The 14,166-nt window shown below is 43.9% G+C and carries 10 protein-coding genes and 1 other RNA gene; 6 read left to right on the top strand and 5 right to left on the bottom strand.

Features of this window, described 5'->3' with window-relative positions; translation table 11 throughout:
• Positions 1-64 precede the first annotated feature (64 nt).
• The 5 genes from B4G81_RS01705 to B4G81_RS01685 all read right to left on the bottom strand — a co-directional run bounded on the left by B4G81_RS01705 (position 65) and on the right by B4G81_RS01685 (position 4,566).
• The gene (locus tag B4G81_RS01705; protein ID WP_294079434.1) at positions 65-826 is read right to left on the bottom strand and encodes an ABC transporter ATP-binding protein; all 762 of its coding nucleotides are present in this window, start codon (positions 824-826) and stop codon (positions 65-67) included.
• A 13-nt stretch (positions 827-839) separates the two neighbouring features.
• Positions 840-1,589 (bottom strand): MlaE family ABC transporter permease, encoded by a 750-nt coding sequence (locus tag B4G81_RS01700; RefSeq protein ID WP_294079432.1) that lies wholly within the window; start codon positions 1,587-1,589, stop codon positions 840-842.
• Between the two features lie 75 nt (positions 1,590-1,664).
• Entirely contained in the window at positions 1,665-3,218 is a 1,554-nt protein-coding gene (locus tag B4G81_RS01695) for a YihY/virulence factor BrkB family protein (RefSeq protein ID WP_294079431.1), read from the bottom strand.
• 23 nt (positions 3,219-3,241) lie between these two features.
• Positions 3,242-3,602: RNase P RNA component class A (rnpB, locus tag B4G81_RS01690), an RNA gene on the bottom strand.
• A 109-nt stretch (positions 3,603-3,711) separates the two neighbouring features.
• Positions 3,712-4,566, bottom strand: coding sequence for a LytR/AlgR family response regulator transcription factor (locus tag B4G81_RS01685; RefSeq protein ID WP_294079429.1), 855 nt, complete (start codon positions 4,564-4,566; stop codon positions 3,712-3,714).
• A 215-nt stretch (positions 4,567-4,781) separates the two neighbouring features.
• On the opposite strand from B4G81_RS01685, the gene B4G81_RS01680 reads away from it, so the two are divergent.
• The 6 genes from B4G81_RS01680 to B4G81_RS01655 all read left to right on the top strand — a co-directional run bounded on the left by B4G81_RS01680 (position 4,782) and on the right by B4G81_RS01655 (position 13,987).
• Entirely contained in the window at positions 4,782-5,897 is a 1,116-nt protein-coding gene (locus B4G81_RS01680) for a DUF6051 family protein (RefSeq protein WP_294079427.1), read from the top strand.
• A 184-nt stretch (positions 5,898-6,081) separates the two neighbouring features.
• Positions 6,082-7,230 carry an efflux RND transporter periplasmic adaptor subunit gene (locus B4G81_RS01675; protein ID WP_294079425.1) on the top strand — a complete coding sequence of 383 codons (1,149 nt, stop codon included), beginning with the start codon at positions 6,082-6,084 and terminating at the stop codon, positions 7,228-7,230.
• A 1-nt stretch (position 7,231) separates the two neighbouring features.
• Positions 7,232-10,414 (top strand): efflux RND transporter permease subunit, encoded by a 3,183-nt coding sequence (locus B4G81_RS01670; protein WP_294079423.1) that lies wholly within the window; start codon positions 7,232-7,234, stop codon positions 10,412-10,414.
• Complete coding sequence (locus B4G81_RS01665; RefSeq protein ID WP_294079421.1) at positions 10,401-11,837, top strand: efflux transporter outer membrane subunit; 1,437 nt, start codon at positions 10,401-10,403, stop codon at positions 11,835-11,837. Before B4G81_RS01670 ends, B4G81_RS01665 begins: the two co-directional genes overlap by 14 nt.
• Before the next feature lie 148 nt (positions 11,838-11,985).
• Complete coding sequence (locus tag B4G81_RS01660) at positions 11,986-12,549, top strand: RNA polymerase sigma-70 factor (protein ID WP_294079420.1); 564 nt, start codon at positions 11,986-11,988, stop codon at positions 12,547-12,549.
• A gap of 466 nt (positions 12,550-13,015) precedes the next feature.
• Complete coding sequence (locus B4G81_RS01655; protein WP_294079419.1) at positions 13,016-13,987, top strand: FecR family protein; 972 nt, start codon at positions 13,016-13,018, stop codon at positions 13,985-13,987.
• Positions 13,988-14,166: the final 179 nt, after the last annotated feature.

Below are 14,166 nucleotides of genomic sequence, written 5' to 3'. Positions count from 1 at the left end.
TTGTTCTCTTTACAGAACACTTAGGCACCTAACCACTTAACCATTTGTTTACTTAGATTCTTTCTCACTTCCCTTCTCCGGCTTCTTTGATCTTTTTAAAGAGGTCGGAAGCAAAGACGAAGTCGTTCAATTTCTCATTATTGGTACCCATGACTTGCGATTTATTGCCTTCCCATTCTTTGACTCCTTCATTGATAAAAATCACCTTATCACCAATATTGATCACAGAATTCATGTCATGCGAAACTACGATCGTCGTCATCGAGAAATCCTTGGTCAAGTCATAAATCAACTCGTCGATAAGTTGTGATGTCTTGGGATCGAGCCCCGAATTGGGTTCATCACAAAACAGGTATTTCGGATTCAGGGCAATGGCCCTTGCTATGGCCGCCCTCTTCTTCATCCCCCCGCTGATCTCCGAGGGATAAAGATTGGCTGCATCAAGCAATTCAACCCTTTCGAGACAGAATTCAGCCCGTTTTTTACGCTCCCGTTTATTCTTCCTTGAAAACATGTCGAGAGGGAACATCACATTTTCGAGGACAGTCCGGGAATCAAAGAGTGCAGCCCCCTGAAATAGCATCCCCAGATTGCGGCGAAGACGGCTTAGCTCCCTTGATTTGAGTCCTATAAAATTCTTCCCGTCGTAACGTATCTCACCTGACGTAGGGGTGATCAGTCCTACAAGACATTTAAGCAACACAGTCTTTCCCGAACCGCTCCTGCCAATAATCATATTGACCATCCCATTTTGGAAAGTAGCATTGATATTGTTGAGGACAACTTCACCGTCAAACTCCTGCCTCAGATTTTTCACTTCTATCATAACGGCATTTCTTTTATCCCAGTGCCAGCTGTGTGAACACTAAATCCCATACCAGGATCAACACACTATTGATCACCACGGAATTGGTGCTGGCCTGCCCCACTTCCAGAGCTCCCCCTTTGGCATTATATCCAAAATAAGCAGCTACCGAAGCAATAATAAAACCAAACATCATCGATTTCGCAATAGAATACCAGATAAGCGACTCCCTGAAGAATGCTTGTATACCGTACACATAAGTATCCACCGACGGAACTCCCAACACATGACAGATGATATAACCACCGATAAGCCCCATAAACATGCTAAAAACTACCAATACCGGCATAAAAGCCACGAATGAAGCAATCTTGGGTAATATCAGATAATTAGCTGAATTCACACCCATAATATCTAACGCATCAATCTGTTCGGTAATACGCATCGTCCCTATTTCTGAAGCCACGTTCGACCCTACCTTGCCGGCAAGGATAAGGCACATGATGGTAGAAGAAAACTCCAGCAGGATAATCTCCCGCGAAACAGCACCCACCGTAAACCGGGGTAACATCGGTGAATCGATATTCAACCCGATCTGCATTACGATAACGGCGCCTATGAAAAATGAGATAATTACCACAATCCAGATAGAGTTGACTCCTAAAAAAAAGACCCCCTTCATGAATTCCTTCAGAAATTCACTCATCCTATCCGGAAGGGTTAGCACCTTCTTCATCAACAGTGCATATTCTCCTACACTTTCTATGGAACTGATAAAACTCATGTGGTCTACTGGAAAAGTATTATATTGCTATAACCTGCAAAGGTAATCATTTTATTTTTTTCCGGATGCGGCAGTTCAGAGATCTTTCAGCAGTATATCTCCATCTCCACCGTGAAGTCCGCTACGGGTACTCATCAACGCCTTCCACTGCTTCTGGTAACCCCCGTCCAGATCAATCAGGAAATCTTCTGACCCCTGCTCATCCAACTGGGAAATCACCCTGTTTACGGTGATCAGGTTGATGTCCATAGCGGGCTGGAAAGCCGGCACACGCTCATCTATACCGGAAGGGGTAGTAGAAATGATTTTCAGTTCAAGCAATTGGTCCAGGATGGTGTTGGTAAGCCGTCCCGGCACCTTGCACCTGACTGAAAGCTGATCAGCAGTAAGAGGAGTCTTCTCATCGGCAAAACGTTGCACGATCAGGGAAGCGATCATCAAAGTAAAGAAGTCCCTGTACCGCCGACTGATATTGCGAGTCTCCTTCTCAAACGAGAACTTCCGCACGTTTTGTGCCGCATAGGATATCTCCGCTCCGATCAACATAATAAACCACGACATCTGTATCCACAACAACATCAACGGAATGGCAGCAAACGTACCGTAGATGGCATTATAACGTGTAATCCACATCTGTCCGCTCAGGTAAAGCATCTGGAAGAACTGAAAGGCTGTACCTGCTATTGCTCCCGCTATCAATGCATTGATAAATTTCACCTTTGTATTGGGCAAGAATTTGTAGAGCGCCGTAAACAGGAATATTATTACCACGAAAGGAACAATTTCCAACAGACGGGGAATAAAAGGATAGAGTATATAAATGACCTTGAGCGTATCATTCTGCGGATAACTGATAATATTCAGTGCGTTGACCAATATAAAGAAGAGAGGCATAAGCAATACCATCGCAGCATAATCAGTCATTTTACGTCCGATCCCCCTTCCTTTGCTCACCTGCCATATCCTGTTCAGGTTATTCTCTATATCATTAAAAAGGATCAGGATGGTATAGAGGAATAATAAAATACCTATGCCGGCAAATACGCCTCCTCCTTTTGCTTCTTCCAGAGAATTATCGATAATACCAAACAGGAGGTCGAGAAACTCGCGCGTCCTTTCTTCAGCCGAGGCATCTTCTGCAGCTATATCTTCCCCGGAGGAGAGGACCGAAGATGTCGCTGCCCGATAATTTGCGCCTATTGAATCCGGCTCGACCACGAAGGTCGACCCACTTTCGGTGGTCGACACGGGAGCAGTCACAACAACCTCTTCCTGGGGCTTGTTCCCCAACATGAAACTGAAGATGCTGCTCTCCATGAGATTTTCGATCCCGAAGCCGCGGGCAATGGCGAAGATAATAGCCAATAGCGGAACGATAGAGAGCAAGGTTCTATATGTAAGCGAGCGGGCAATGGCTGCAATATCCAGTTCCTGGACATTTCTGACAGTAAGAATTACCGTCTTTATAGCATCATACAGGATACTCCTTTTGCCGGAGAGCGTCTCGGGATTCTGTCGCCATATCTCGTACGTCAGGAAATGGATCAGCTCTTTCACCTTGATCCTCAACCGCTCAAGTTTGCCCGGTCTCTCCTCTTCAGGTTCGTCTCCTTTTCCCTTCTTTGCCATCTTTCACCATGATTTTATCCAAAAAAAGCAGCCGGTCTGTAAGCCGGGTTCTGTAACCGACGAATCGGATGTTTGTCATTTATCTACGGGAAAGTGTCACCACCTCCCTTTAGCGGCCTACCCCTCGGCATCGGGCGAGCAACCCTACGAATCCGATATACATGGCCTTGCAACCCATAATGCGTACGGCACGCCGCATTGCTGCGGCACCCGGTGAGCTCTTACCTCACCTTTTCACCCTTACCCCGGCACAAGACCGCGGCGGTCGTTTTCTGTTACGCTTATCTGCCCTCACAGACAGCTTCCCGTTAGGAAGTATGGCGCTCTGCGTTGCCCGGACTTTCCTCCTCCCACCTGGTGGGAAGCGACAAACCGACCTGCTGCCATCACAAAAGTAATACGAATTTAGCGATTTAGCCCTTATTTTATAAGGCTTTTTTTATACGGCGGAAAAGAGATGAGCTTTCAAAGTCTTGATTCTTGGCTCTTGAATCTAAAGAGAATAATGCGAAAATTTGCGCATAAATGACTCATAATAGGTCTTTGATACGGGAATATCGGGTGTACGCTCATCATCGAGTTCAAGTACAATTCCTCCTTTTATCTTCTTCAGAATCTTCACTTTATCCATATTTACGATATAGGAGCGGTGACAACGCACCAAGGGTGTACCATTGACAAGATGTTCCTCCATCCATTTCAGAGAGTTACGAAGCATGAATTGCGATAATCCTGATTTATTGAGGTAATAGATGGTAGCATAATTATCGGCCGATTCAATATAAAGTAAATTTTCCATCATGATGGAGATTTTCAGGTCGCCTTTTTCATCGGGGAACGCAATCAACGTTTTTGCGCGGGACTCCCCGGATTTCTCCTGTTCGATTTCCTCCAGCAGTGCACTCTTCTCTTTCCATGAGAAATAGAGCCAAGTGATGGCATATGGCAAAAGCAATACCAATGCTGTATTAATAAGGCTTTGGCGAAAAATCTCCGATATATCCCTTTCGATCCCATCTTTGGGAAAGAACTTTGCGAATAAGGTATAAAAAATAGCCATGGCTACTACTTCGCATAATATCCATACTGCGTATTGCCAATACAACACATCCCTTTTCTTTGAGTATGTCGTCAAAATCATCCGGCTGATTACCACCACCAACATACCGGTCAGGATGATCAGGCTCGAAAAAGCAAAATACTTGATATCGGATACGCCGGGATACCAGTCACGGGAACCGAAGGGTTGAAAGAGATTGATAAACAACAACGCAAACAACGCCGTAAAAAGAATCGTCTTTACGCTGTTTCGCTTCTCATATAAATATGCCGGAATTTTGTTGTCCATCGTAGAATGAATTATAGTTCATCCGGTACAAAAGTAAATTTTTATTGAAGATTTACCAAAATAATCAGAAATTTGCGCCCCAATTTTCACCCCTCCATACTCAATTTTACCCCACATATGGGATTCTATCCCATTTTAATCGCATTTTTCCCTTTGATTTGCACACGACACGAAAAGCCTGTTTTTTTGCACGAAAAGTCATAAAATATCCGGTTATGAAGAGTTATAATGAACGATATATTGCACTGAACTGCAGCTTCGCCCAAGGAGTAGACAGTCATTTGGACGAAACAAATATCGATATTCGTTTTTTCCGTTTCAACAGTCATTCAGTCAACGAAAAAGGAGGTACGCTACTACAGAAAGACAGTAATATCACAGAAAACTTTTCATTTGAATATCCGGTATTTTTTCCCTCGGGTAAATCCAGACATGCAGAAGCCATCTTGCTTCTTCATGGATTAAATGAACGAAATTGGAGCAAATATCTCACCTGGGCAGAGTTTTTGTGTTATAATACCGGCAAACCGGTCATTCTTTTTCCGATTGCTTTCCACATAAACAGGGCGCCAATGACATGGTCGAATCCCCGCAGTCTGATTAACCTGCTGAACTTCCGTAAAGAGAAATATACCGATGAGCGTACCATCAGCTATGCAAACGTGGCATTGAGTGACCGCATCAGTCAAAACCCGGAACGGTTCTACCTGTCGGGAAGACAGACCTGGGCCGATTTAACCGTATTATTCGAAGAGTTAAAAGCCGGCTATCATCCCTTTTTCAAAGAGGACACAAAAATCGATATTTTCGCCTATTCCATCGGAGCCTTCCTTTCACAGATAGCCCTTATGGCCAATCAAAAGGGACTTTATGGTGATTCCCGGCTCTTCATGTTTTGTGGTGGAAGCATCTTCCGATCCATGTCCGGCATTTCCCGAAGTATCATGGACAAGCCTGCTTTCGAAACCATGCAACAGTATTATATCTATCATTTCGGTAATGAAGATACCCCGGTATGGGAACATGATAATGCTTTTAATGCTTTCTTACAAATGATCACGCCGGAACGGTTCCGCGCCGAGCGTGAAAACATTTTTTCCCGCTTAAAAGGAAAAATCAGAGGAATAGCACTGACAAAAGACACAGTAATCCCGTATCACGGTGTATTAGAAGCATTGGGAGAGAAAAATGCACAATCCACTATTCAATTGCTTGATTTTTCATTTCCTTATACACACGAAAATCCATTTCCTCATAATTCAACGGATATTACATCGTTGAATAATGCATTTACCACCGTTTTTTCACGGGCAGCAGAATTTTTAGCATAACAAAGTTCATCGGTCATTATTGACTGTTCGTCTATTTTTTTTGCAAAATTGGGGGATTATATTTAATTTTGTGCTGCTGGAATAGACTGGATGAAAGGAGAGGTTATTGAGTCCATCTATTTACTCCTTTTTTAATTTGGATTATTTTATTACTTCATACGATGTGAAATCGTCAATATTATTTATGAATCATACAATAAAGAATTACGCCTGTTTTTTTTCGGCGGTACTTTTGATGACGTTATCCATAACCGCCTGTGGAAAAAAATCGAAGAATAACGCGAACGCGTTAGCGGCACGAGTTTATCCTGTACAAGAGCTTACAAAGCAAACTGCCATCCTGGAGTCGGTATTTCCCGTCACATTGAGAGGAGAAGAAGACGCAGAAATTAAACCGCGGGTAAACGGATATATAGACAAGGTCTATATCGAAGAGGGTGCTATGGTGAAAAAGGGACAACCACTGTTCTCTATTAACTCTCCCATGTCTGAACAGGATCTCGCTTCGGCAAAATCAGCGTTGGAGAGGGCAAATTCCAACCTCAACACAGCCCGGTTGAATGTGGAGCGCATACGCCCCCTCGCCGAAAAAAATATTGTGAGCGGGGTACAGCTTCAAACCTATGAGAATGCTTATACCGCAGCACAGGCGGCACACGAAGAAGCCCAAGTGGCATTAAGAGCCGCACAGGCCACTTCGGGATGGACCACTGTCACCAGCCCCATCGACGGTATTGTCGGGTCCATACCCTACCGCAGCGGAAATATGGTAACCAACGCTACCACGCTGACCACTATCTCGAAGACCCAGACGACATATGCTTATTTCTCACTGAATGAAAGGGCGTTAGCATCACTATTAGAAACACTCGAAGGAAATACACAGACCGAAAAAATAAACAATATTCCCGAGGTATCCCTCCTTCTTGCAAATGGAACCACCTATCCCGAAAAAGGAAAAATAACCGCAATCTCCGGTATTGTAAATTCCCAAACAGGCGCAATAAGCCTTCGTGCAAATTTCCCTAATAAAAATGGCATACTCAGAAGTGGAGCCAGCGCCAGGATAGCTATCCCCAGGGAATTGAACGACGTTTTTGTCATACCCCAAAAAGCCACTTTTACACAACAGGATAAAGTAGTGTTATATAAGGTGGTAAAAGATGTGGCCAATGAAAACGACTCAACCGTGCAAACAATGATATCAGTGCTTCCTTTACCTGATGGAAAGCATTATGCAGTGACCTCCGGCTTGTCCGAAGGAGACAGGATTGTGGTAGATGGTATTGCCACCTTGGGTAATGCAAGAAAAATAAAAACGGAACAACAATAATATGTTAAAGATATTTGTAGAAAGACCGGTGCTTGCCACCGTTATTTCCATCCTTATAGTAGTGCTGGGTATCATAGGTCTGGTCACGCTCCCCGTGGAGCAATATCCCAACATTTCACCTCCCACCATACGTGTATCGACCAATTACAGTGGGGCGAGTGCAGAAGTGGTGATGAACAGTGTGATCATACCCCTGGAGGAACAGATCAACGGAGTGGAAGGCATGACCTACATGACTTCCACCTCTTCAAACTCCGGCTCGGGAAGTATTACCGTGTATTTTGAACCGGGAGTCGACCAAGATATTGCGGCCGTGATGGTACAAAATAGGGTAAGCCAGGCAACGTCTCTCCTTCCCGCAGAGGTTACCCGTTCCGGAGTGAATGTTGTGAAACAACAGAGTGACAACGTATTGACAATTTCTTTTTCATCTACCAACCCGGATCATGACCAGGCGTTTATCCAGAATTATACCGACATCAACGTGCTTCCCCAAATAAAACGTGTGATGGGTGTGGGAGATGCCAGCGTAATGGGAGCAAAGACATATTCAATGCGTATCTGGCTGAATCCTAATCTAATGGCATCCTATAATCTGACCCCGGCGGAAGTGCAGGCAGCATTAAACGACCAGAACGTGGAAGCAGCCCCGGGTACCATCGGGCAAAACAGCGACCAGACATTTGAATATTCCCTGCAATATACGGGAAGATTGAAATCGGTGGAAGAATTCAAAAATATCATCATCCGTTCCCAAGACGGACATATACTCCGGTTGGGGGATGTGGCAGATGTAGAACTGGGCGCCTTATTCTATGCGGTACAGTCTGCTACTGACGGCCTCCCTTCGGTGGTGATGCAGGTAAGCCAGATTGCCGGATCCAATGCTACCGAACTGATCACCAACATAAAATCGACACTTGATGAGGCTTCACAATCGTTTCCACCGGGCTTTCAATACATTTATGTATCGGATGCCAGCGAATTTTTAGATGCTTCCATCGAGAAAGTGGTCTCCACTCTTTTTGAGGCATTCATACTGGTGTTTCTGGTAGTTTTTATCTTTTTGCAAAGTTTCCGCTCTACCCTGATCCCCGCCATTGCTGTGCCGGTAGCCATTATAGGTACTTTCTTCGTGTTACAGGTGATGGGATTTTCTATCAACCTACTGACGCTGTTCGCCCTTATCCTTGCCATAGGTATTGTGGTGGACGATGCCATTGTGGTGGTGGAAGCAGTCCATGCACAGTTGGAAAAAGGGGTAAAGAATGCAAAGGAAGCGACGCTGATAACATTGAAGGAGATTGCGCCCGCCATCATCTCCATCACGCTGGTAATGGCATCGGTATTTATTCCGGTCAGTTTTATCGGCGGGACGAGTGGTGTTTTTTACAAACAATTCGGGTTGACGCTGGCAGTAGCCATTTTTATTTCGGCCATCAACGCGCTCACATTAAGCCCTTCGTTGAGCGCTTTATTGCTCACTTCACCGCATACGGAGGAAGCCGGGAAAAAGAAGAACATATTCAAACGCTTTACCGCTTGGTTCAACAAATGGTTCCAGAAGCTGACCGATCAATATGAGAAAACATTACGTTTCCTGGGAAAGAAAAATCACCGCTGGATCACTGTGACAATCATCGCGGTATTCTCCCTGGTATTGTTCTTCCTGATGAAAACCACGCCTACCGGATTCGTACCACAGGAAGATAGTGGCTCCGTACTTTGCATGATTACCTTGCCGCCCGGATCATCCCTCGAAAGGACTGACTCGATAGTGCAGAAAGCATACGCGATCACCCAAGAGATACCGGAGGTGGCCCATATCTCCAATATCACAGGGGTCAATTTTATCAGTGGTCTGGGTAGCCCTTATGGCACATTGATGGTCAAACTGAAACCCTGGAAAGAACGCAAGAGAACCGCAGCCGATATTGTGACCGTTCTGACTGAAAAAACAAGTTCTATAGTTGGTGCCTCGTTTACGGTGTTCAGCGCCCCCACCTTGAGAGGTTTTGGGTTGAGCAGCGGCGTGGAGCTGAAGATGCAGGACAGGACAGGGGGAAATATCTACGATTTCTTCGATGTCACACAGGATTTCCTGGGCAAGCTGCAGGCCACGGACCAGGTACTGACCGCCTATACCACTTTCAATCCCAACTTTCCTCAAAAACAGATAGAAGTGGATATTGCAAAGGTAAAAGAATCGGGATTGCAACTCAATGACATCCTGGCCACCTTGCAAATGTATATCGGCAGTATGTATACCTCTAACTTCACATTATACGGGAAACCCTATCGTGTTATCGTGCAGGCCTCTCCTGAATTTCGCAAGAATATGGATGACCTGGAGGCTCTTTTTGTGAAAACAGCATCGGGCGAAATGTCACCCATCACCGAATACCTGACGATCACCGACTTTTCAGGACCGCAATCCTACACCCGGTACAATATGTACACGTCGATGGACGTCACCGTTATCCCCAATGCCAGTGCGGGATACAGCACGGGAGACGTGATAGCGCTGACCGACCGGATGGGAGCGGACGAGCTTCCGGTGGGATACGGCTTCGAATATACGGGGATGACGCGAGAGGAAGTCCATAGCGGCAATCAAACATTGCTTATCTTTATGCTCTGCCTGATATTCGTATATCTTCTCCTTTGTGCCCTTTATGAGAGTTATATTATACCGCTTGCGGTAATTCTCTCGCTGCCGGTCGGTCTGGCAGGGGTATTCATCTTTCTAAAAATATTCGGGGTACACCAAGGTATCACCAATAACATATACGTGCAGATTTCCCTGATCATGCTCATCGGCTTGCTGGCCAAGAATGCCATCCTCATTGTGGAATTCGCCATCCAGCGACGAAGGCAGGGAATGCATATCGTGGAGGCAGCCGTAAAAGGAGCGGTGGCCCGTCTGCGTCCTATCCTGATGACGTCGTTTGCTTTCATCGCCGGGTTGACACCGCTGTTTTTCGCCACGGGTGCAGGCTCGGTAGGAAACCGTTCCATTGGTATCAGTGCCATTGGCGGTATGCTGATCGGAACCATACTGGGCGTATTGGTCATTCCTTCATTGTATATCATCTTCCAGACGATGCATGATAAATTCGTAAAATCGGGGCTCGTGAACATAAGTGATGACGCTATAAACCAACCAAGCGATGAACAAGAATAAAAATAGAATACCTGCTATTTTCGTGCCGGCCATTTTCACGGGGATTGTTCTCCTGTTCCTGGGATTATCCTCCTGTCAGGTGATGAACCGCTATCAAACACCTGAAATAGATACGTCGAACCTATACCGGAATAACCATAGTGATAGTTATTCCGGAGATACAACTACCATTGCCGACATCCCCTGGCGGGAGTATTTCACCGACACATACCTGGTAGGATTGATCGAAGAAGCCCTGGAACACAATGCCGACCTACAGGTGGCCGTAACCACTATCCGTCAGGCGGAGGCAAGTTTAAATATGGCACGTGCATCCTATTTCCCCACCGTAGCGCTTACAGGGCAAGTTACCAACACCACAACGAGTAATGCCGATAAGACTCTTGGTTACAATTCACAAAACGTTTCATTGGGGATTGCCGCATCGTGGGAACTGGATATATGGGGAAAACTGAATCGACAGTCAAGGTCGAAGTATGCCTTATTCCTGCAAAGCCATTCTTATAGAAATCTCATTCAGAGTTCGCTCATCGCCAATATCGCCACCTCTTACTATTCGCTGCTGGCACTCGACGAACAACTACGTATCACTACAGAAACAGTCGGCTTATTGGACGAAAATGTGGAAACGATGATGGCCCTGAAAGAAGCAGGGATGCAAAACGTGAATGAGGCAGCCGTGGAACAGAGCCGGGCACTCATGTTAAGGACAAAATTGGGTATCTACGATTTGGAAAGTGCCATCCACCAGTTGGAAAACAGCATCTCGGTGATGCTCGGTCGTGAACCCGGGACAATAGAACGCTCTGCATTCGAAGCCCAAACAGTTCCGGCAAAACTAACGACAGGCATTCCTGCCCAATTGTTAGCAAGACGACCCGATGTAATCCAGGCGGAGCTCGACTTCCGTTCTGCATTTGAATTGACAAATGCGGCACAAGCCAGTTTTTACCCCTCTGTCACATTGAATGCCGGCTCGATGATAGGCTTCGCATCCTCAGGTTTCTCCCACTTTTTCAACAGTGAAAACTTATTGGCCAATGTGATCGGAGGCATAACCCAACCCATCTTCAACCGGGGACAGTTGAAAGGAAACCTGAAAATAGCCAAGGCACAACAGGAAGCAGCCCTTATCACTTTCAGAAATACCCTGTTAAGAGCAGGGCAAGAAGTTTCGGATATCTTGTATTCTTATGAATCATCGGTCAAGAAAAATAGCGTCCGTCAGGAACAAGTAAACTCATCACAAAACGCTGTGGAGTATACGAAAGAGCTATTGATTGCAGGCGAAGCCAACTACACCGAAGTGCTCACGGCAGAACAAAACTTCCTCTCCGCACAACTTGGAGAGGTAACTGATAAACTCGAGCAATTGCAATATTCTGTCAATTTATACCGTGCATTGGGAGGAGGAGCGGAATAACTCTTATAAAACCACCCCCACAGTATTACCCGGATTTTACAGGGAAAGGGCGGTTGGTTGTTAAATAATAGCTGATTGATCCGGGTATGATATTTTTTTGTATTTTTGACTTCCAGTATATCGAAAAAAATGCAAAAACTTTTATTCTGTGCAGGCCACTCCTATATATAAGGTTCAATTTGAAAAAGTGTATCTCTCTTTCTATTCGAAGATGAATCGCTTTGCCCGACAATATGTGATCCGTGAAGAAGATGCGGAAAATATTGTGCAGGATATTTTCTTTGAGCTATGGGAAAAACAGTTGGAATTCACCTCTTTTGTCAACCTCAACGGCTTTCTGTTTATGATGTTAAAAAACAGGTGCATCGACTTTCTCCGCCGAAAAACATTAGAGCAACAGGCCGCAGAAGAAATACAATCTGAATATATCCGTACGCTGAGACTAAAATTTGAATCGCTCGAAGCATTGGACAATAAGTTCCTCAATGAATCCAATATCGATACCATTATCCAAGATGCCATAGAGAGCCTACCCGAGAAATGCCGGAAAATTTTTGTGATGAACAAACTCGAAGGAAAGAAACAAAAAGTAATCGCCCATGAACTCAATATCTCCATCAACACTGTCGAGAGCCAAATGGCCATTGCCTACAAAAAACTAAAAGAAGCATTAAAAGATTATGTGCTGCTCTTCCTTTTCTTTTTTGTTTGATGATATTTATAAAAAAGATGTATATCTTTGCTCTTCTGACAAATACAGGGTAAAGAGCTTATTATAAACACAATACAGATCAAATTAAAGGAAAAGGAATTGATCCAAGAAATCAAGAGTGATGCTGTTCTACTTGAGTCCGCTTTGAAGTACGTTTGTGAATTAAAAAAATCACAACTAAAATACCCCTGCCAATATTCTGTTAAGGAATTAAAGGTAAGATTAAAAGAAGGGCGCAAAACTGTCAAGACAGGAAATTACAAAACTCAATCAGAAATGAGAAGCAAATAAGCAAACACTTATACAAATATTAGCACGACCAAATAAACCATAAAGCACAAAAAATAAAATACTTAAAGATTTCATTTTACATTTATCGGAGCAGAAACCTTCTGAATCAATAAAAAATTGATTTTCTTTAGCGGATTTTTATTATCCATTCGTCTTATGTATAACAAGCATTAATATGGACGAACAACTTTTGCGATATTTTTTAGGCGAAATACCGGTCGAAGAACGATTGGAATTACTTCACCGTATTGAAAATGACAGTCGGTTAAAAGCTGAGTTTATCCACCTGCAGAACTTGAATGCGGTTTCACAACTCGCACCCCATTCTTCTGACAGGAATGAAGGTGTGAAACATTACAAGAAATTTACTGACCGGATCAAGCAAAACGCCCGAAGAAAACTTTTTGAGAATATCGCAAAATATGCTGCCATAGCACTTATTCTCATCACCTCCACCGTTTGGACAACATTGCATTTGTCTGATACAGTCATGGATTCAACTATGAATAGACTATATGTTCCTGTCGGACAACGTGCCCAAATAACATTGCAGGACGGAACGGAGATTTGGTTGAATGCCCAGTCTACTTTGAAATATCCTTCCCATTTTTCTAAAAAAAACAGAAAGGTGGAAATTCTGGGAGAAGCTTTTTTTGATGTGGCAAAGGATAGAAACAGACCGTTTATCGTTTCCTCTCAGTATATAGATATGGAAGTGCTGGGAACGCAGTTCAATGTATATAGTTATCCTGACGCAGATTACATTCAGACTGAATTGATAGAAGGTTCCTTAAGGGTGTATCGGACAAACGATAAAAGTGAAAGTGTCATCCTCAAACCGGATGAACAGGTAGTGATAAGAGGAAACAATATGACTGTCAGCAATATCAGTGATCCTGATCATATCCTTTGGAAAAATGGGATTTACTCGTTCAATAACGAGCGTTTAATCGTTATCATTGAGAAATTACAACTCTATTACGATGTGAAAATTGTAGTAGAAGACCCGGAAATTTTTGATGTAAGATATACCGGAAAATTCCGTCAGCGCGACGGTATCGATGAAATCTTACGTATATTACAAAAAATTCAATCCTTTAAAATAAAGAGCGATAGGGAAAACAACCTTATCACATTAACAAAATAAACATATAACAACTTTTTAAATAATTGAATGCCTATGATAGATAAACCAGAAAAATAAGAGCGACAACTGCGCCAACAGTTATCGCCCAGAATAAAGCAAACACTTGACAATTTATTTAGTATTCACTCTAAACACACAAATATATGAAAATAAACATTTCATCAAATTACTTTTTGCTT

Source organism: Proteiniphilum sp. UBA5384, from assembly GCF_002410825.1.
Classification (GTDB): domain Bacteria; phylum Bacteroidota; class Bacteroidia; order Bacteroidales; family Dysgonomonadaceae; genus Proteiniphilum.
This window is presented reverse-complemented; position numbering and strand designations above follow the sequence as displayed.

What these genes read in the sequence shown, in the direction of transcription:
- B4G81_RS01705 (WP_294079434.1), bottom strand. Translation starts at nt 826, where the DNA reads ATGATAGAAGTGAAAAATCTGAGGCAGGAGTTTGACGGTGAAGTTGTC.
- B4G81_RS01700 (WP_294079432.1), bottom strand. Translation starts at nt 1,589, where the DNA reads ATGAGTTTTATCAGTTCCATAGAAAGTGTAGGAGAATATGCACTGTTG.
- B4G81_RS01695 (WP_294079431.1), bottom strand. Translation starts at nt 3,218, where the DNA reads ATGGCAAAGAAGGGAAAAGGAGACGAACCTGAAGAGGAGAGACCGGGC.
- B4G81_RS01685 (WP_294079429.1), bottom strand. Translation starts at nt 4,566, where the DNA reads ATGGACAACAAAATTCCGGCATATTTATATGAGAAGCGAAACAGCGTA.
- B4G81_RS01680 (WP_294079427.1), top strand. Translation starts at nt 4,782, where the DNA reads ATGAAGAGTTATAATGAACGATATATTGCACTGAACTGCAGCTTCGCC.
- B4G81_RS01675 (WP_294079425.1), top strand. Translation starts at nt 6,082, where the DNA reads ATGAATCATACAATAAAGAATTACGCCTGTTTTTTTTCGGCGGTACTT.
- B4G81_RS01670 (WP_294079423.1), top strand. Translation starts at nt 7,232, where the DNA reads ATGTTAAAGATATTTGTAGAAAGACCGGTGCTTGCCACCGTTATTTCC.
- B4G81_RS01665 (WP_294079421.1), top strand. Translation starts at nt 10,401, where the DNA reads ATGAACAAGAATAAAAATAGAATACCTGCTATTTTCGTGCCGGCCATT.
- B4G81_RS01655 (WP_294079419.1), top strand. Translation starts at nt 13,016, where the DNA reads ATGGACGAACAACTTTTGCGATATTTTTTAGGCGAAATACCGGTCGAA.